16 protein-coding genes and 2 pseudogenes are annotated in these 20515 nt (G+C 39.9%); 9 read left to right on the top strand and 9 right to left on the bottom strand.

Annotated features, from left to right (window positions below):
* The first annotated feature begins 93 nt into the window (after positions 1–93).
* The 4 genes from REG_RS04830 to REG_RS13195 are packed head-to-tail and all read left to right on the top strand — an operon-like array spanning position 94 to position 5363.
* Positions 94–2979 carry a TcdA/TcdB catalytic glycosyltransferase domain-containing protein gene (locus tag REG_RS04830; protein WP_039907395.1) on the top strand — a complete coding sequence of 962 codons (2886 nt, stop codon included), beginning with the start codon at positions 94–96 and terminating at the stop codon, positions 2977–2979.
* On the top strand, positions 2930–3211 hold the full coding sequence (locus tag REG_RS04835) for a hypothetical protein (protein ID WP_039907397.1): 282 nt from the start codon (positions 2930–2932) through the stop codon (positions 3209–3211). The genes REG_RS04830 and REG_RS04835 overlap by 50 nt, the downstream gene beginning before the upstream one ends.
* Entirely contained in the window at positions 3195–5180 is a 1986-nt protein-coding gene (locus REG_RS04840) for a calcium-binding protein (protein ID WP_039907399.1), read from the top strand. The genes REG_RS04835 and REG_RS04840 overlap by 17 nt, the downstream gene beginning before the upstream one ends.
* An 18-nt stretch (positions 5181–5198) precedes the next feature.
* Positions 5199–5363, top strand: a complete 165-nt coding sequence (locus tag REG_RS13195) for a hypothetical protein (protein ID WP_176603430.1) — start codon at positions 5199–5201, stop codon at positions 5361–5363.
* A 25-nt stretch (positions 5364–5388) separates the two neighbouring features.
* On the opposite strand, the pseudogene REG_RS04845 reads toward REG_RS13195, so the two are convergent.
* Positions 5389–6302, bottom strand: a pseudogene (locus tag REG_RS04845) (beta-ketoacyl-ACP synthase II); the annotation flags it as partial.
* A 66-nt stretch (positions 6303–6368) separates the two neighbouring features.
* Between REG_RS04845 and REG_RS12010 the strand changes: the two are divergent.
* Both REG_RS12010 and cmoB read left to right on the top strand, forming a co-directional pair.
* Positions 6369–7192, top strand: a protein-coding gene (locus tag REG_RS12010; RefSeq protein WP_260200023.1) for an IS5-like element ISRein1 family transposase whose coding sequence is annotated in 2 segments (ribosomal slippage) — positions 6369–6756 and positions 6756–7192 — 825 coding nt in all. Because the reading frame shifts where the segments join, the coding sequence is not laid out codon by codon here.
* A 23-nt stretch (positions 7193–7215) separates the two neighbouring features.
* Complete coding sequence (gene cmoB, locus REG_RS04860) at positions 7216–8187, top strand: tRNA 5-methoxyuridine(34)/uridine 5-oxyacetic acid(34) synthase CmoB (protein ID WP_006704697.1); 972 nt, start codon at positions 7216–7218, stop codon at positions 8185–8187.
* Between the two features lie 25 nt (positions 8188–8212).
* Here the strand turns inward: cmoB and REG_RS04865 are convergent, their stop codons facing one another.
* The 7 genes from REG_RS04865 to REG_RS04885 all read right to left on the bottom strand — a co-directional run bounded on the left by REG_RS04865 (position 8213) and on the right by REG_RS04885 (position 13936).
* Positions 8213–8476 (bottom strand): DUF3811 domain-containing protein, encoded by a 264-nt coding sequence (locus REG_RS04865; protein WP_039907401.1) that lies wholly within the window; start codon positions 8474–8476, stop codon positions 8213–8215.
* A gap of 63 nt (positions 8477–8539) precedes the next feature.
* A complete protein-coding gene (locus REG_RS13715; protein WP_218015668.1) occupies positions 8540–8743 on the bottom strand; it encodes a hypothetical protein in 204 nt (67 codons plus the stop codon).
* Positions 8712–9569 (bottom strand): Ig-like domain-containing protein, encoded by an 858-nt coding sequence (locus REG_RS04870; protein ID WP_006704699.1) that lies wholly within the window; start codon positions 9567–9569, stop codon positions 8712–8714. The genes REG_RS13715 and REG_RS04870 overlap by 32 nt, the downstream gene beginning before the upstream one ends.
* Before the next feature lie 185 nt (positions 9570–9754).
* Positions 9755–9991: a hypothetical protein gene (locus tag REG_RS12015; RefSeq protein ID WP_050749324.1), complete on the bottom strand. Its 237-nt coding sequence runs from the start codon at positions 9989–9991 to the stop codon at positions 9755–9757.
* A gap of 17 nt (positions 9992–10008) precedes the next feature.
* Positions 10009–10593 carry a hypothetical protein gene (locus tag REG_RS04875; RefSeq protein ID WP_050749325.1) on the bottom strand — a complete coding sequence of 195 codons (585 nt, stop codon included), beginning with the start codon at positions 10591–10593 and terminating at the stop codon, positions 10009–10011.
* Positions 10594–10635: 42 nt separating this feature from the next.
* Positions 10636–11562, bottom strand: coding sequence for a hypothetical protein (locus REG_RS04880; RefSeq protein ID WP_050749326.1), 927 nt, complete (start codon positions 11560–11562; stop codon positions 10636–10638).
* Between the two features lie 187 nt (positions 11563–11749).
* The gene (locus REG_RS04885; RefSeq protein WP_039907403.1) at positions 11750–13936 is read right to left on the bottom strand and encodes an inverse autotransporter beta domain-containing protein; all 2187 of its coding nucleotides are present in this window, start codon (positions 13934–13936) and stop codon (positions 11750–11752) included.
* 700 nt (positions 13937–14636) lie between these two features.
* Here REG_RS04885 and rnt point away from each other — a divergent pair.
* Entirely contained in the window at positions 14637–15269 is a 633-nt protein-coding gene (gene rnt, locus REG_RS04890) for a ribonuclease T (RefSeq protein ID WP_006704702.1), read from the top strand.
* A gap of 34 nt (positions 15270–15303) precedes the next feature.
* On the opposite strand, the gene grxD is transcribed toward rnt, so the two are convergent.
* A complete protein-coding gene (grxD, locus tag REG_RS04895; protein ID WP_006704703.1) occupies positions 15304–15651 on the bottom strand; it encodes a Grx4 family monothiol glutaredoxin in 348 nt (115 codons plus the stop codon).
* 1965 nt (positions 15652–17616) lie between these two features.
* Here grxD and leuO point away from each other — a divergent pair.
* Together leuO and REG_RS14600 are read left to right on the top strand one after the other, a co-directional pair.
* Positions 17617–18573 carry a transcriptional regulator LeuO gene (gene leuO, locus REG_RS04900; RefSeq protein ID WP_039907407.1) on the top strand — a complete coding sequence of 319 codons (957 nt, stop codon included), beginning with the start codon at positions 17617–17619 and terminating at the stop codon, positions 18571–18573.
* A gap of 418 nt (positions 18574–18991) precedes the next feature.
* Positions 18992–20484: pseudogene (locus REG_RS14600) on the top strand (PhoPQ-activated pathogenicity-related family protein).
* Positions 20485–20515 lie beyond the last annotated feature (31 nt).

Genomic DNA, 20515 nt, shown 5'->3' on the forward strand with positions numbered 1-20515 from the left:
GAATGTTACGCCAACCGCAAAATTTGTTGAAAAAATCAACAATAAAATCTCTACCTTTAGGAAAATGGATCAAATTGACATAAGGACATAACTATGACGGCTTTAATGACTGCAAAAGAATTAATGAGTAAATTAGATGAAGATATACTAATAACCGATCCAGCCTATCAAAAAATAATAGCGACACTCGAAAATTATCACGCATCGTTCAACCCTATTAAAAACTCCCAACAAGAATTCCAATTACTCCAACAAATTAATCAATCTCTCTACCAGGCTATTGAAAAAAATACCGACCCGGCTCCGCAAGCAATACGGACGTTATTAACCAGCGTTCAGCAACGTTGCATAGCACTGGCAAATATACCGGCGCTGCAACAAACAGTGCCTAAAAATTTACATTTTATTTGGCTCGGGCAGCTAGGAAAAATACAGCAAGATTATATTAAGGCCTGGGGAGAGACCAATAAAGGACAGCAGGGCTACCGTATAAAAATTTGGTATGATCCTAACGCGCTGTTGGTTTATCCGTTAGCGAAACACATCAAAGATTTTGCCGCAAAAAATACCTTTATCGGTGAAATTGATTGGGTTGATAAGGTGATCCAATTACAAAACCAAGCCTATAGCGAAATAACTCAAGCACTCAAAAATAATCAAACTTTCGATCAGGCAGCATTAGACTTTATTTGCCGGCGATTAGGCGGATCGAGAGAAAATTTAGAACATATCATGGCTGACAACCAAGCCTCTTTTAATAATTTTATCGCCAATGCCGGCTCCGATTATATTCTGCAAGATATTAATACGGTATTAGATCAGGGAATAGATAAAAAATATTATTACCAAGAATTGGCGCTGCGGCAAAATACCGCGGCAGCTTCTGATCTTTTACGGCTGCAAATACTCAATCAACAAGGCGGTGTTTATTTTGATGTTGATTTTTTACCTCAATGGAAACCCGATCTCTTTAATACAGAAATCATCACAGAAATGAAGAGATTGCAAGAAGGCAATATCGCTCTTTTGCAAACCCAATTAGTACTGGAACATTTACAGGCAGATTTTCCTGCGCGAACGGCGTTGGCTGAGAAGGGTCAATATCAAGATTATGTTGCCATATTTGCAAAACGCAGCGCGGATCATGCAACTTTAGTGGATAAAATGCGGATCTGTATTCGTAATAAAGGTCATTCCCCTCGAGATTTTTTCCAGGCATTAGCGCCACAAAAGATATTGCCTGACGGGCTGCGGCGCGCAAAAATATTTTTCACGGGATCTAATGCCGGAATAGTGGCACCGGCAAACAGCGCATCATTAACCACCCTGATGCAATATATAACCAATAATTATCATCGATTAGAAGACCTAGATTTGGTTGATATCCAACAATATACCGATATTAATCAAGAGAAAATACTCGGCTACGCCCATCAGTTCAAACATGATTATGGCAGTGGGAGTGATGATTTTGATGCCACGCCTGCAGTCAATTATCGTCTAGATGGTCTTTTGCCTGAAGCCAGAGCGACTATCAGTATTAGCGGACCGGGAGCGGTAACACAGGGACTAAAAAAATTATCTCAACGTTGGTTTGATTCAGATCCTCGCGTCTCCTTTGATCAAGATCTCTTTGAACAATTTAATGGTAGTACCGAAGAAGATAGAACCCACTCTTGGTTAACGACCACCAGCAGCAGTTTGCAGGGTAAATTTCGGCGTGTGATGTCTCGTGATGATCTGTTAAAGATCATACCAATGTCTTTTATAAAAACGGGATACCAGCCTATCCTGATGACACTGGATAAACTACATAACACACGGGGCATCGAAAAGACTCAAACCGCTTTTATCCTAAAAAATCAACTGAGGGATTATATTGCCAAACAGCCTGATCCTCAGCGTAATGCCGCCTTTTCAAAATTAGTCGATCAACTTAATAGCGCGCTTTTTTCTGCCGACATGGCACATTTCAAAACAGTGATAAACGATATTGCCGCAACCAGGCCAGCGCTGGCGAATCAACTTTATCTTTATGCATTTAATGAAGCGCATGGTGACAATTTAGGCTTAACCGATGCCATGATCCGAGCCGTACAGACTGATCCCTATCTACATCTACAACCGAAATCACGTTTTTCAGGTGCCTCACCACCGATAAACTTGGCCGATTTTGCTAGCACCTATCAGGTAAAATTGACCTCAGTAGAAGACTTTGCAGAATTTAAACGCTTATTGTTGCATGCTCAGGATCAGCACATACTCAATAAAGTGTTTTTAGATGACAGGGAAAAAACCATACACCTTGGTTATCATTATCAAGAATTGATCGAGCCGCAACCTAACGCCCGCGCGCAACAAGCGATGGACTATCTGCAATCTGCCATCGCAAAAATAAGAGATAATCAAGACGCGATCTGGCCAGATGCCGAATTTTTTATGTTGGCTAAATTTGGCGATAAAAATTATATCGACAACTTACAGCTAGAGCGATTAGCGGATATAAAAGCGATATACCAGGCGGATCATGCTTGGGAAAAGCCACTGGTTATCAAAATTAATAACGGAGGAGACAGCCATTACCAAAGCCAAATCATCATTCAACTTGAAGATGATAGATATTGTGTGAATGCAGCAGCAAGCTTGGCGAGTAAGCACCGCAATTCGGTATTCGTTCAGCTAAATAATAAGGGCGATTATCGGGTGGTTTATGGTGATCCCACTCAACTGAGTGGAAAAATACGTTGGCAATTGGTCGGGCACGGCGGTGGAGGCTCCTTCTCTGATCAGCACAGGATGGGCGATACTATGGTCGACACTATGGCGGATACAACAGCGCAAGCATTGGCGATAAGGCTGACGCACTTTAATAGAAAATTCAGTGCTCAATACGGTGTTAACAGTGCTGCTAACTACATTAGCCTAGTGGGTGGGTTGCTGTCTGGTTCCTTTTGCCAAAGATCTGGCACAACAACTTGATCAACGGGGGATCCGTACTGATATCGCCGCACGTTCAACCATCCTCTCTGTTGCTGAAGGGATTGGTGCCCTCAAAGCAGGCAGTAAAATAACGCAAGATGCCAAATCAGGTCATTGGCACCATAAAGCCTCACAACATAAAACAGTATTCAGATGGAATAAACAGGGTCAATTAGTCGAAAAAATCAGCCTAAAAGCACGTCTAGAACAGACTGTTGAACAGTCGTGGTGATTTTGATTTACAAGAACGCCCTTACCGCTACTTATTCCTATATCAAGTCACTGGACATAAAATAGTCAGAGGGCAAAAAAGGCGTAAAATGCTGCCACGCGGGGGAGAAGATAAAATACGCCCAGAAGAAATAAACCAAGTAAAGAAAAAGTATGCCGCTAAATATCCTCTTTTTGAACTTTATTTTTCAGAAGTCGACAGCCAATACCATTATTTCACACCGATTAATTTACGGGACGTCGATGATTTTATTGATGCCAACCAGCCACAGAATGGCCTGACGCCGAATGTAAGAAAAAAAGAGCGCCCTCAATCGGACGAAATGGAGATCGAAACAAAAGACAACGCGATCCTTTTTAATCTCGGTGAAGGTAACGATACCGCCATCGGCGATAAAAATAAAAAAAATATTTTTCAAGTAGGGCTAGGCCGTAAAAACTATCAAGGGGGGCAATTAGCGAATGTATTTTATTTAGAGGGCAAAGGAGCACCAACAGAGCCCAGTACATTAAAAGGAGGCATAGATAATAATGACAGCATTGTTGCCAGTCGAAAACCAGTTATCGGCAGCGGTTATGACATTGATCTTAACCAAGGGACGGTTCGCTACCGTGGGCAAACCGCGTTAGTTGCTACCATCAACCACATTGAGCATGCTATAGGGCACGCTGAAAGCGACGATATTTTAACCGGCAATCAGCATAATAATTACCTCGATGGCAGAGGGGGTGATGACCGTTTATATGGCGGTGGAGGTGATGATATTTTAGTGTTAACAAAAGGTTATGCTGATGGTGGCCGTGGGATAGACAGCTACCATATTTTGCAAAATGCAAAGACATCAGCAAGTGTTATCGCTATTGATGAAAGCCTATCACTGGATGAATCGACCCCAGAAGCCAGTAATATCATGCTCGAATATCATCTCGATCAGATCCTTTCCATTCAGTTGATCCAAACCAATACAGAAAACAACCGATATGGGATAGAAATCTTACTGCGTAACGACAATGCTAGCGAAACCCGGTTAAAACTCATGGATATCTATCAAGCTTCTGCCGATACCCCCGATCAACTCACACTGGCCAAACAGGCTATTTTTTCAACCCGTGACGGCATGCTGTTGTTTCCGCAATGGCCAAAAATAATCAAGAGGAATGATGACGATAATCATTGGCCCTTTTTACCGCAGTTCAATGCACAATACAGTACGCTGCATGATCGCAGAAGCAGCAGCATTGATTTTTTCAAAAACCTCCCCGCCGATTATTCTATTCATTTACAACAGCATAATGGTGACGAACCCGGCGCGATCACGCTAGGTAACAGCAAAATCGTGCTGCCTGAGTTTATGTCATTAATCGCAGAAGACACTCCCTTTAATGATCATATTCTGGGTAATAACTTAGATAATCAGCTACATAGCCGTCGTGGCGACGATACCCTGATAGGGGGAGCAGGGGCGGATATTTACCATATTTATCATGAAAAAGACGCTGTCAGAAAAATTTGTATCGATAATCAGGACGCGCAAGCCTCCCCTCAGTTAGATCTGTTACTACTTCACACGATATCTCTGGCGCAGTTGAATCAAATATACCAAGAAGGAGATGATATTATTCTGGCTGGCACGAACTTAGATGCCAATATCGGTGACGTTGTGATCCGTATTAGCCATTTTATGCGTGATGCAGGTTACCGGCATATTGTTATCATGGATAAATTAGGCGATTTTTATCAATTAGACATTGATGAAGAGGGGGATCCTTACCTTGGCCAGATCTCGGCGGATAAAAAGATCCCCACTAATAAGGCAGAAAAACATGAAATGAATGGCGAAAATATCGATAAACTGATAGCTGGCATGTCTTCATTTTTAGTCACTGAAGCAAATGAAGTAAATTCAGGTGGAACAAAAAGCATTACTCATTCAACAAATGAGCATTTGTTTACTGCTCAACAAAATTAATAAGTATACCGTTCGCCTTTGAAGTTGCCGCTAGGCGGCCAGGGAGTGAGACCGATGAGCGTAGACATACTACGTGATTCGGCGAGCACCCGCAGCCAACAACGCGGCGGCTTCAAAGGCGAACGGTATAACAAGGTCTACAATGGAATGAAAACAGGCAAAACGCTCAGTTTACTAAAGTAAATGAGCATTTTAAGTGTATTTTTGACTAAGATTCAGCCTCTAACTTACCAAAAATCAAAGAGCCATTAGTGCCGCCAAAACCAAAGGAATTACACAAACTATATTTCAATCCCTTTACCTCTCGAAAGGCATTCGGGACAAAATCTAAATCACATTCTACATCTTGATTATGCAAATTAATGGTTGGCGGGATCATTTGATCGCATAACGCTAAAATAGAAAAGATAGATTCTATCGCCCCGGCTGCCCCTAACAGATGCCCGGTCATTGATTTTGTCGAACTGATCGGCACTTTAGTCACCGCTTTGCCAAAAACCGCTTTCATCGCTTCCGTTTCTGCTTTATCACCCACCATAGTAGAGGTGCCATGCGCATTAATATAACCGATTTGTGAGGGCTCGAGACCTGCATCACGCAATGCATTTTGCATCGCTAACGCAGCACCTGTCCCCTTTTCCGGAGGCGCAGTCATATGGTAAGCACCGCTACTCATGCCAAAACCCATCACTTCGGCATAAATTTTCGCACCCCGATTTTTCGCATGCTCATATTCTTCTAATACCAAGATACCGGCTCCATCACCCAAAACAAAGCCATCACGCGCTTTATCCCAAGGGCGACTGGCTGTTGTCGGACTATCATTGCGCATTGACAACGCTCGGGCAGCGCCAAAACCACCAATCCCCAGCGGGGTACTGGCTTTTTTTCTGCGCCACCAGCAAACATTACATCAGCGTCGTTGTAAGCAATAATACGCGCTGCATGGCCGATATTGTGCACACCTGAAGTACAAGCGGTTGATATAGAAATGCTCGGCCCACGAAGGCCATATTTAATACTTAAGTGACCTGTGATCATATTCACAATGGTTGAAGGCACAAAACTCGGGCTGATTTTTCGGGGCCCACAACTCATCAGAATACTATGATTTTTTTCAATAGACCTCTTCGGAAACTAGCATTCATATAAGAATTTTGGTAAAACACTCCTGAACAAGGAGCCGCCATGAAATATGAAGTAATAAAAGTACTGGAAGAGGAAAAATTTCGTCGCTTAACGGGTGTTAAACGCAGTACATTTGAAAAGATGATAAAGATATTGAATGAAGCAGATAAGAGTAAGCAAGGGAAAGGAGGTCGGAAACCCAAGCGGGGTTTAGAAGAGCGCTTATTAATGGCACTGGAGTATATACGAGAATATCGCACTTATTTTCATGTCAGCCAAAGCTATGGCGTGAGTGAGAGCACATGCTATGAAACGATTAAATGGATAGAGAATACACTAATAAAGCATCCTGATTTTGCCCTACCTGGACGCAAAGCTGTATTAAAAAGGGATAGGGAGTATGAGCTGGTTCTTATTGATGCCACAGAAACGCCGATTGAACGTCCCCAAAAAAACAAAAGCCGTTTTACTCAGGAAAAAAGAAACGACACACCTTAAAAACACAAGTGCTCGTTGATAAAAAAAGTAAAGCAGTCATCTGTACAAGCTTTACGAATGGGAGGCGCCATGATTTTAGGTTGTTTAAGGAGTCTGGTGTGCGAATACATCCTGACATCAAAACAGTTACCGATACAGGTTACCAAGGGCTTGGCAAGATTCATTCAAACTCGGCGTTGCCTAAGAAAAAGACAAAGAAAAATCCCTTAACAAAAGAAGATAAACGCAACAATCGTGCGTTATCAAGCCAGCGTGTATTAAACGAACATGTCATTGGTATGATTAAAAGATTTAAAATTGTATCAGACCGTTATCGAAACAGGCGAAAACGTTTTGGATTAAGATTTAATCTGATTGCTGCAATTTATAATATGGAAATTAGATAAATGATAGTTTCCGAAGAGGTCTAATGATTGAATTTGATCCTTTTTACCAATTAATCGCTGAAAGTCCTTTAAATCCCTGGCTCGATACGTTACCTCACCAACTCGCTCATTGGCGGCAGAAGCGAGAACGAGATGACATTAAAAAATGGCTTAACATCATTGATAATCTGCCTCAGGTGACGCCGAGCAGATTGGACTTGTTGCATAGGGTACATGCCGAGATCACTCCCGAGTTTTCTGATCATCAACGTGAAGAGATTAAAAAATTATTACGTGGGTTAATGCCTTGGCGAAAAGGTCCTTTTTCTTTATATGGCGTGAATGTTGATACTGAATGGCGTTCGGATTGGAAATGGCAGAGGATATTGCCACATCTTAGCTCATTGGAAGGCCGAACCGTTTTGGATGTCGGTTGCGGTAATGGATATCACTTATGGCGAATGCTTGGTTCTGGTGTGCGGCTTGCTATCGGCATTGATCCCATGCCATTATTTTTTTGCCAATTTGAAGCGGTTCGAAAACTCCTCGCTGCCGATCAGCGAGCGCATTTGTTACCCCTTGTGACCGAACAACTTCCTGCCTTAAAAGCGTTTGATACCGTATTTTCGATGGGGGTTCTTTATCATCGCCGTTCTCCATTGGAGCATCTTTATCAGCTTAAAGATCAATTGGTCTCTGGCGGTGAATTGGTACTTGAGACGCTCGTTGTTACCGGTGATAAGCATCATGTATTGGTTCCTGGAGATCGTTATGCGCAGATGCGTAATGTTTATTTTATCCCTTCTCCTCAAGCCCTTCAGTCTTGGTTAGCAAAGTGTGGATTTATTGACATTAACACTGTCAACATTGTCAGCACTACCCTTGATGAACAACGCCGAACTGATTGGATAAACAGTGCCTCGCTAGCCGATTTTCTTGATCCACATGATCACAGCAAAACAATAGAGGGCTATCCCGCTCCACTACGCGTGACCTTGATTGCCCGTAAACCTTGAACGCCTGCTGGTTAAGTTTTTTTATTTATCTTGCTGGCCGGGTATTGATCGAAGCTGACCAATTAAAAGTTACTGTATTTAATGTTGTTTTTGCTATTTTCTTTTCTAAACGTGTCGCTTTGATAACATCGGCGCGTTTTTGCATAATTTTATTCACGGCCATATCTTTAATTCTGTTTTGCTCGGCATTCGTGAGTGCGCGACCCAGGTTGGCTTTGCTTCTTCCAAGTTGGGTTTTTACTTCAAATTGTTCACTTGCCGTCATTTCTTTTAGTGTTAATTTTTTCATTTTTTTCACCTTATTTTTATCTTAAGAACAAAGCATGTTATCTATTTTAGAAAATCTTAGCTACTATTGTCTCCTGTGATAAAAGTTTGTATACCCTTCGCCTTTCAAGCCGCCGCGTTGTTGGCTGCGGGTGTTCGCCGAATCACGTAGTATGTCTACGCTCATCGGTCGGTCGCCCTGGCCGCCTAGCGGCAACTTGAAGGACTGTGGGTATATCGATAAATGTGTCCTAACTCTACGGAAAAGATAACTTTTTTTCTTGCTCACTGTTATTGTTTAATTGCGCAAAAACAGAACTGTTAACCGCTTTAGTATTAGTAACGCTAATGGTTATTATACCTTTTTTATTCGTTTTCATGTTTTGTACAATCAATGGACTTAATTGACCTTTAATGCGTGGAATCACTCCATTTGGATCAAGAGCCGCTTGATGAGTGGTGCGTATTCTTACATTCTGATCAGCAACCGGCTTTCCCTTTTCATCGGTCACAATAATCTTTATGCGGTAAGTTTTAGAGCCATCCGCGTTTATTTTACTACCGGTTATTATCATATTGTTCGGAGTAATGAAGGTTTTGGTAACACGTAATTGATAAGTCCGGGATAACCGATGCCATTTGTCTCTGGGTATACCGCTGCTAGAACTTGCCAACACCGCCGTCTCAACGATCAATGTATATTTTTTACCTTCAGCCTGCATAGCATTAAACGAACGTGATTTTTCATCTTCACTCAGATCTTTCCCTCCAGACTGCCAAATAAAAGTAGAGCGCCGATCCTCGATTCTGCTGCTTAATCCTGCATCACCATCTTTATCTGATACGGAGATATCTTTGGTTATATTGGAAAGAGTAAATTGTGCTGGGCTGTCTGATAAGCTCAAAATAGCGTTATCTTGCAGTTCAGTACCATCAGGCGCCAGTACATGCAAAACACCATTAGCCATCGGCGGGCGTCCATGGATAACGCCTGTTTTACCACTGAAAATTGCAGCCGCTGGAGAACAAACCAATAAAGTCAGAAGGTATAACCATAGCCAATAACCGATGGAGGTTAAGCTTTTATTTCTACTGCGCGTACCATGTGGATTCATTTAATAATGTTCCTACTTCTTTAAGCTTATATATACCCTTCGCCTTTCAAGTTACGGCGGCGTTGGCAGCCAATCTCTCATCCTCTGTCATGTACCACACTCCTGGGATTCGATTGATTGCCGCCTTGCCGTAACTCGAAATTCATTGAGTAATATTGTCATTAGCTTTTACGATAAAAATTAAATTATTCATAATCGACAGCTAAACTGAATCCCTGAGCACCATCAATTGAACCCGTTATTAATGTGGCTGTAATATTAGCGGGGACGGTATAATCTGCGTTTTTTACTCCTGTATTAAATGCCCCTGTTCTTCCGTCTGTGGCACTTTTTCCTTCTAAATACCAAGTATAATTAACGCGATCAGTAATATCTTGGCCGTTATCGAATAATTTGAATATATATTTATTGTTTACTTGCAACGAAGCTGAATTACCAATCAGGTTCGTTGTAAAGCCGGTATCGGTGCTAGCATAAATGCCGGCACGATATGTGAAGGGAGTTTATCGCCAAAGCCGACGGGGCCGGTAACGCCAATAGAAGTGCCATGTGTATTAGCAGTAATATCATCAATAGTGATAATTTCACCTATATGAGGAATACCGGTTAGTGACGTCGGTATTATTTTTACTTTAAATCCAGTCGCTCCTAGAGCCGACGTTGGAATAGTTAATGTGCTTTTACCTGTAGCTGTAGCTGAGTTGTCTGGTGCTGATGTATTAGTAATATCGGTCGCCGGGAGTTGTTTTTCACCTGTTGATGTGATGGCATACCATTCTATGTGATTCGCTGAATCATCGGCATCACCATCTTCATCCTGATAGTTATATTCTAACTGGATCTTTTCACCGATAGTGAGTTTTGTACCCGATCCGCTAAATAAAAAATCAATCTTATTTAATTTAGGCGCATGCCCTTGAATCATAGAAGTAGGCTGTGTCCTTATTGCATAAGCACCATTGGTGCCATAATGGATTAACGCTAATAGCAGTATTATTTTTTTAAAAATAAAAAATCTCTTCATTTTATTTCTTCCTTCTTTTTCTAGTAGGATTTGTTGCGATGGTTAATTAAATTCAACCATTAAATTGAAGCCTTGATCTCCGGCTAGCGCGCCTGATTTAGAGCGGCTGTTGATAGGTATCGTATATTGGTCGGTAATAGCGCCAGACACTGCTCTTTTATCCAATATTGAAGGTGATTTGCTTCTAACGGCCATCACATTATTGCCGTTTAATATCCATTGAATTTTTTTGAGATTGCGAGTGATATCAGTTTCGTTTGTATCCCAAACTCGATTTTTATTGTCATCATTCCATGCGCGGAATAAATAGGTTTCACCAATGATTAAATTCGGTGCGCCCGGTAGAGTGTAATCTTGTGCACCTGAACCCGCATGAGGGTTATCTGTTGCCAAAAAAATACCACCGGTGGCCATCGTTAATTTTTCTGCCGTGATATGCGTATTCGATTGGCTCATCTCGTTAATGGTGATCAGCTTACCAATATTAGGATAACCGTAAGCAGAGGCGACCTGAATGCGTGCTTTGATAGCTGACGCTCCTTCTGCCTGCGGGGGGAGAGTGACCATTGAACTACCTGATGTTGAATGATCAGCTAAAGTATTGACGGCATCCGGAATAGGGTAATCAACACCCTCTAAAGTATAAAACCAGTTCACCGTACTTTTATCGACATCACCGTCTTCATCATAGTAGTCGTAGATCAACTTTAGGGTATCTACAGGGGTGAATTTTCCTTCAACAGCTGAAACTCGATTAATATCTACCGCATCAGGCTGATGAGTAGAAGGTGCGCTGATCGTGGGCTTCCGTCCCTGTATTCTTGCCGTTTCCTTGCTCATTCTTGTGCCTGGGATAATGTTTGAATCGGCAGTAGTTTCCGGATTGGCAATCACCACCGAATAACTGCCACTCAACCATAAAATTACTGTAATTAAAATAATGGCGGTTTTCTTTAATACTAATGTCATACCCTTTATTCCATGAGTTTTTATCCAACAGCTTGAAATCTCTTGTACTCGCTGATACTTCGTTAAAAACAAGCTCAAAATGCTCATTTATGCTATGTAAACTGCGCTGTTTCGTCCGCTTTTGCCTCGTCTGAGTGTTGCTCAAGAAGATTTCGAATAGTCTCTGAGCCCTCTACCTTTAGCCTCTTTAATAAGTAACCTTAATTTTAAATCCTTGATCGCCACAAGTTAGACCAGTATTACTTTCTTCCTGTCTACGAGGCGTAAAAGTATATCCACGCATTACGGTGTCATGATCGTTAAGTGAGGCATTGCATTCGATGTTTTCACCGTGTAACCACCATTTGATACTATTGGCCGGTATTTGCTGTGTAATGTCTTCACCATTTTTAGCGTAAAACTTCACCTGATAGCGCTCTCCGATAAGCGGGATACTTTTAGTGCTGAGTAGATCTACTTTTTTTGCATCGATGACTTCTACCCGAACTACCGCCGCACGACTCCCCGTCTCATTGAAAGATAAAGATACGCTATTACTTTCACCGTAATCTGACATTGATGCGGCTAATTTAAAATTTCCGGGCAGGCTACTAATAAGTTTAATTTTATTTTCGCCTCCTTTTTTAGTCGTCTCGACAATGCGGACACAAGGAGTCACTTGCCCATTACTGTCGTTAGGGCAAGATTTTTCCATCACTAATGGCACTTTTTTTCCATCTGTTTTTACCAGATGCCAGCTTGGTTTTATGTCCGCATTCTGAATAGGCATCCCTTTATGATCTTGTAGATTAATTTTCAATAAAATCGCATCAGTGTCTGCACCGCTGGCAGTGGCACTGTTATCTCCTACAACAGATAATTTTCCTTTTCGATGGTGAGTGCTCAGAATATGTATATCGTTAGAAATCGCGGTATTGCCTTTTTGATCAGTAATTTCAAGCGCTAGGCGATAAGTATTATTATGTTTTGATATTGGCTGCCAGGCAGGTATTGTAATTTTCCAACCCTGAGGGTTGAGATCACCCGCCGTGGGCAGTAAAGAAAGCGCCATTTTATCGCCAAGCCAACGTATTTTACTGATAGGATATTTGCTCTTAAATAACGGCTGTAGGGTATAGCTATCCCCTTCTAATAATCCTGCTGGTACCGGTGGAAGATCAACGCTGATAATCTGTTTTTCTTTATATTCAAGAACAATATTGTAATTACGATCCACTATATCAAAGCGACTTCCTTTTAAACTCCGGCGCTCCGCTACCTTTTGCGGATCCAATTGTTGATTTAATGGAACACCCCATTGGTAATTCAACGTCAAGCCAAATTGCGTATCTTTGTGGTCTTTCTGTCCTTGTTTATGACTTATATTGATGGTTGCTAGAGTAAAAGGGGTGTAATCAAGCCCGAAGGTGACAGAATAGGGATCTTGCTGCCATGTTTTTTTATCGACGCCAAAGAGTGCGACTTGATCACCAAAGTACTGTTCATATTTCACTGAAATACCGAATTGAGGATAAGCGGGTAGGTAACCTTGTCCACGGATATCAAATCCTTGTGCTGGACGTTCAAGAAAATCTTTCATATCAGCAGAACCACGCCACTTTGATAATGGATAGTAATAATTGGTTGCTAATTTAAAATAGTCTATCGAGGTCTCTAAACCCATCCCTAAACGCCGATGATGACGACTTAAATCATAATCTAAAAAAATATTATAACCCCAGCGCCAATTATCCTCCTGTATATCAAAACGTTGTCCAATGCCAAAATTAGTGATAACACGTCCTTGTTGATTATGGATACCCATCTGTGAAAAAAATAACTGTTGCTTGCTGTCATACCAAGGGGTAAGTAATAACGCATTGCTTTTACTAAAACGTCCATGATCATCAACGGATAAATTAAATTGCGCTTGCCATAAATGTGCTAATAATGACTGAATTTTTTGTTGTAGTGGAGTTAGAAAATAATGTTGCGCTGTACTTTTTATCTTTGTTTTAGCCTCTCTATTTATTTTATCAGTAGTAATATTATTCCAATCTTTGCTTGCCGCAGCATGAAGAATATTTAGTGGATTAATTTTATCATTGTCTATGAATTGATACCCCTCTTGTGGGGCTAACAAATCTGGTAAGTAGTCAATTTTATTGTTATTTTTATCATGTTTTTTATTGCTTAATAAATCCGGCTCACAATTTAAAGGTTGATTAGAAAATAAATAATTTTCATTAAGTTGATAACAATTATTGGGATGTGACTCCACCGCTGCTTCATTTTGTCGCGCGAATAACGGACTAAACATTAGCATGATAACAAAGAAAAAAACGCTAAAATAAATTAATTTAATCTGTGATTTTTTAAATAGAATACGTTGCATTTTTTTAACCAAAATAACATTGTAAACGGTTCTTTATACTGAAGAATAGATAATATTAATATGCAGAAAATTAATCAATGAACCATTAGTTGATTAATTTATAATTGTTTGTATTCATAATATAAGCAATTAATGCATTTTCATCTATTAACGTAATGAAACAAATCGCTCCTCAATCTTTGATTTTCAACATCAGTGAATTGTTAATGTAACATGAAGGCGCGGAGGATAGCATAATCTTTAGATGTAATAAATAGAATAGAAAAAATTATATTCAAAAGTGATTGGCGAAAACGGCTTTATTTAATGTTGTTATTAATAACACAATAAGTAATCTAGCCATTTTCATCTATATCATTTCAATACCAGTCTTGAATATAGATCCTTCTATTTTAAAGAATAAATGGCTAACAAAAATTAAAAACATAAATTTCTATTATTATTTTAAGTGTTTAATTATTTGTTGACCTGAGCAAAAAAATCCATATCAGATTGGCATTTTTTCAATTAGGCTACAGGAAAGTATGATTTTCATGGTAACACAACAAGAAGGAATAGCTATTACTGTGATCTTGTTCTTTACTAACACACATCTGGCAATGTTTTTATCAGTCTTCATTAATTGCTGATATCATCTCCTGCATTCTACTCAAAAATTTGACATAATAACCGGCGTATTTCATTACAGATAAGAAACTTAATGGCAAATAAAAACAATATTAACAACCTAAGCCAGCGTTTTCGTGGATATTATCCAGTTGTTATTGATGTAGAGACCAGCGGATTTGATGCACAAACTAACGCATTATTAGAAATAGCAGCAGTGACTTTACAAATGAATGATGGGGGGTGGTTACATCCCGCTGAAACTTTACATTTTCATGTCGCCCCTTTTGAAGGTGCTATTTTAGAACAAAAATCGTTATCATTTAATGGGATAAACCTCGACAATCCATTGCGGGGTGCTATCAGTGAACACAAGGCCTTGCAAACTATCTTCGAAACGGTAAAAAAAAGAATGAAAGGGGAGGGCTGTACTCGAGCTGTCGTCGTTGCCCATAACGCGACCTTCGATCACCGTTTCGTTATGGCTGCCGCTGAACGCACGGGGTTAATAAAACACAATCCATTCCATTCTTTTGTCACTTTTGATACCGCTGCACTCAGTGCTTTAGTGTTGGGACAGACCGTGTTGGCCAAAGCCTGTTTAGAGGCTGGCATCGATTTTGAAAGTAGTCAGGCACATTCTGCCTTATACGATACCAAACAAACCGCTAAATTGTTTTGCGAATTGGTCAATCGTTGGAAACGCCTAGGTGGCTGGCCACTTTGAATTCGTAACCGTTTTATTAGACCTCTAAGGAGGTCTATTGTGAAATTTTAGCTTCTTGGGAACGATATTTTTCAGCCGTTTCTTTTAATAGTGGTTGTAATTCACCCTTTTTATTCATGTCATTCAGAATATCGCAACCGCCGATTAATTCACCCTCTACCCAAAGTTGAGGAAAAGTAGGCCAATTAGCAAATGTTGGAAGCTCTGCCCGAATATCCGGGTTTTGCAAGATATCCACGTGGGCGAAGGGTTCCTTACAATCCATAATCATTTTCACTGCACGGGCAGAAAATCCGCACTGTGGAAACAGTGGTGAACCTTTCATGTACAATATGATAGGATTTTCTGCTATCTGGCGCTTAATTTTTTCAATCGTCGTCATTTTTACTTCCTTAATTGATTAGTTTTAGAGCCTATTCGAAATCTTCTTGAGCGACGCTTAGATGAAGAAAAAATGAGCGAAAAAGTGCAGTTTCTTTTTATACTAAATGAAGAGAGTAAATGCGCATTTTGAGCTCGTTTTTAACGAAGTATTAGCGAGTACAAGAGATTTCGAATAGGCTCTTGCGGATATTAACACAAAAATAGCTTACCAATGCTTAGATTGTAGCGATGCATTAGACCTCTTCGGAAACCTACTGGGTGATACGGATCCTGCGTTGTCCGGTGCGCGCAATCCTCATGTACTTTATGTTAACGAAGGTTGCTGTGCGCCGGGCACCTTGACTCCGAATCACTCGCTACGGTTTCCAAAGAGGTCTATTATACTATGAGGGCGAGAGCTGGCAGCCAACAACGCGGCGGCTTTAAAGGCGAAGGGTATTATTAATAAGTTAAGTAGAGTGTGATATACCCTTCGCCTTTCAAGTTACGGCGGCGTTGGCTGCTCACCCTCATCCCCAGGGCGGGATTCCACTTTGTATTTTTTGTCATCAATAAGATCAATATTTAAGCATTTCGCAGACGAAATTTTCTCATATGTTTAATTAATATACATAAATTGTGTGTTTTGTAATCTAAAATTGATTAATTAATGAGTTAGATCCCGCCCTGCCCTCATCCCAGTCATGTACTAACTGTACACTCCTGGGATTCGACTGATTGCCGCCTTGCCGTAACTCGAAATTCATTGGGTATATATCAGCCACTAGAAACTGATGTCGAATAGCTTTGCCAATAAAGCAAGCTGAGACTTAGAATAAATTGAAATAAAAAAAGGTTAAGAACAACTAAAAAAATCCAAAGATCAGGTAACGGATACTAGCGGATATCTTTCATTAACTCTCGTGGTAAAAGGGTTGGAGGCAGTTATCCACCATTCCTGTGGATAACCCTGTGTATTAGCTATAGACAACTCATCATAAGCGAATGTTTACGCGGCTTGTACTAATGTTGTCTATATTCTCAGCTTCTTATTAAATTACTTTTATAACAATGTTTTAATTAAAATCAATCCTAAAATTTTTTATCCATAAAACCTAGCCTAGTTTTGAATAAATTAATTTTTATCACTTCTGCTAAATCTTAATTTGAGCACCGTACATTAGACTTCTTCGGAAACCCTACTGCGTGACGCGAATCCTGCGTTGCCCGGTGCGCGCAATCCTCATGTACTTCATGTTAACGAAGGTTGCTGTGCGCCGGGCGCCTTAACTCCGCATCACTCGCTACGGTTTCCAAAGCGGTCTATTGAATAAAAAAACAGCAAAAATATTGTATACCCTTCGCCTTTCAAGTTATAGCTGAATCAAATTAGACTGATTCGGCTATACGGCGACGTTGGCAGTGATTACTCATCCTCTGTCATCTACCGATTCGATTGATTGCCGCCTTGCCGTAACTTGAAATTCATTGGGTATATACAGCTACACATGAACATTTTTAACGCTTTTTTGACGAAAAGGATAAAAAGTCGCGAAGATTTTAAATTATATTAATTAATTAAATAAAAAATATAAATAATATTAATGTAATTTACTTTTTATTTTAATAGTTTATTCTGTTTGAAGTGGTAATTAACTAAAATTGATTTATTCATACGGTCTAATTTTTTTATCGTACATGTGTTATCATTGTTATCAATCAATTGTTATAAATTAATAGTGGTTGATTAATAGTAAATATTTTTAATAAATATTTACTATATTTAATAATAAAAAATATAAATCAATTATGGGATGTTAAATCAGATAAAACTCAATTTTAACAAGGAAGAGAATTAATTGTTGTCGATAAGTAATAATAATTTAGATCGTGGGGGTGATGAGCTTTAGAGCCTATTAATTGCTCATTTCTTTCATATCTTCGGCCAATAGTCTCATTTGCATAGGGTTTAGTGGAGTTAAGTATGTCTGGATACAATTTAGTAACAACTAATGGAATCACACAAAAAGAACAATCTGATGTACATTTAAGAAGTGTTGATCTTAATTTGCTGACAGTATTTGATGCAGTAATGCAAATGCAAAATGTGACCCGTGCTGCACAATCGTTAGGGATGTCACAGCCGGCAGTAAGTAACGCAGTTGCACGCTTAAAAATTATGTTTGATGATGAACTTTTTTTTCGTTATGGACGAGGTATACAGCCTACTTCACGAGCACGTGAGCTTTTTGGTCCGGTACGTCAGGCATTACAATTAGTACATAATGAACTACCGGGTGCCAGTTTTGAACCTAAAAATAGCGATCGTTTATTTAATTTATCAATTTGTAGCCCTTTAGATATTCGCTTAACTGCCCAGATAATTAATACTGTCCGGCAAGCAGCACCCTATGTACAGTTAACTATTAAATCCTATCTAGATGATAATATTGAACATCAACTACGCTATCAGGAAACTGAATTTGTTATTGGCTATACTGAATTCGAAAGTGCAAATTTTCATCGGCTCGCTTTGTTTAATGATGAACTGGTTTTAGCCGTTGCAAAGGATCACCCACGTATCGAAAATTCGATATCGTCGGAACAATTATTTCTTGAATCTCATGCCGTTGTTTCGCTGGATCATAGGGGGTCTTTTAGCAAACCTTATTATCAATCCACCGAAAGTATACAAGCGATAGCTTATGAAAGTACGGATATGAATAGTGTACTTAGTGTGGTATCACAAACCTATTTTGTGGCTATTGCTCCTCGCTGGTTAGTACAAGCTTGCAATGAAACACTTAATTTAAAACCTGTCCCATTGCCTTGGGAAAATGCAAAGCGCGCTTGTAATCTTACCTGGCATGAATCAACAGATAGAGACAAAGGCCATCAATGGATGAAATCATTATTAAAGCAATTTAGTTTATCAATGTAATTATTAAAGTAGTAAGATTAAGCCTGTTCGAAGTATCAACGAGTACAAAAAATTTCGAATATACCCTTCGTCTTTTAAGTTGCCTTCGGCTGCCAGGGGGGTGAGACCGATGAGCGTAGATAGACTACCTGATGAGGCGAGTACCCGCAGCCTAACGCGGCGGATTCAAAGGCGGAGGGTATACAGTGAATCTAATCAAGAGCGCGGATCTCAATAACCGCACTATAAGGTCAGTATTAATTTTCAGTAAGCTCATGAGATAAATTATGACATACGATATAGCCGGAATCAGTTTAATTTGTTTCAAGGCGGAGGCGCACAGACAGTACAAATAGTACGGCAAGCAACGACAACACAGAATCAAATTAAACTGGTTTGGCTATACCGTTGCTGATTTATACAATTTAGAGGGTAAGCAATGCTGAAATCACTTCATATTATTGGGATCATATTAGCAATGATAAATACTTGCTATGCTCGGCCAAATATAGAGCAATTGTTCTATGCTGAGCAAACAGAGGGGACTTTTACTAATACACTTCCATCCTATCTTAAGGAATTAGCAACCCGGCCTATTGAATACGCGTTTTTACGTAAAGAAAAACGACCACAGCTTGAGCTACATCAATACCAGCTTACGTCACAACATTGGTCTCCAGTTAAAACCCTTCATCCGGCTAAATGGCAGCACAATGTTGATATATTCATTCCTGATAATCCATTTCCACAGCGCGCACTTGTTATTGTGAATAATGAAATTAATCACAACATAAAATCTATGGACTCTGTCCCAGCAACTGATTTCAGCGTGAGTACGCTAGAGAATATTGCCCGAGCAACCAATACAATCGTTATTTCTGTTGATAATATTCCAAATCAATATCTCACCTATGAAGAAAATGGGAAGCCTCTGAAAGAAGATGATAGTGTTGCTCACAGCTGGACATTATTTATGGAGCAGCCAGATAAGCAGCAGCTTATGCCTTTGCATATTCCGATGGCAATTTCAGTATCACAAGCATTGACATTGGCTCAACGTGAATTAAAACAGTGGAATATCGATAATTTTATTGTTTCTGGTATATCGAAAAGGGGATGGACAACCTGGTTAGCCGCAATAGCTGATCCACGTATTGATGCTATAGTTCCCTTTGCTATTGATTTGTTAGGAACAAAAGCTGTGTTGAAACATGTGTATCAATCTTACGGTGGGGAAATTGGCCAGCTGTATTCCATCCTTATTATCAAGAACATATAGATGAAAAAATAGCAACGCCTGAATTTTTTAAGCTAATGCAGATAGAAGATCCACTGCAATATCTGGGCTCCATGTATGAATCACGTCTGGCGATTCCCAAATATATAATCAATGCGAGTGGCGATGATTTTTATGTCCCTGATAACAGAAAATTTTATTATGAAAAACTTCCAGGAAAAAAATCTTTACGTGTAGCCCCCAATTCTGATCACCACGGTATAGCAAAATTTGCTGAGCAATCATTGACTGCATTTATCCGTCGTTTCCAGCATTCGACACCACTACCCATATTGCATACTACGTTAAGACAGCAAGCAGGTAAGCCAATTCTCACCGTAAAATTTTCAGAAAAACCAGAAAAAGTGCAGCGTTGGACAGCTAAAAATCCGTTGGCACGTGATTTTCGTTATGCATGTGGTATTAGCTATAACGCATCACCTATTAATCTTACCACCCAAAAAGAGATTGAAATTTCGTTAGATACCCCGAGCAAGGGATGGGAAGCAACCTATATTGAAGCAACCTATGCTGATGGCTATGTTGCGACAACACAAGTCTATATTACGCCTAACGATAAATACCCAATAACTGCCCCCCAGGCTAATGGCAAAATGTGTCAAACATTACCGGGTCGTGGTTTGGGAGAAAAATAAACTAATATTAGACCTCTTTCCAAACCGTAGT

Origin of the sequence: Candidatus Regiella insecticola LSR1 (assembly GCF_000143625.1) — a bacterium.
Classification (GTDB): Bacteria; Pseudomonadota; Gammaproteobacteria; order Enterobacterales; family Enterobacteriaceae; genus Regiella; species Regiella insecticola.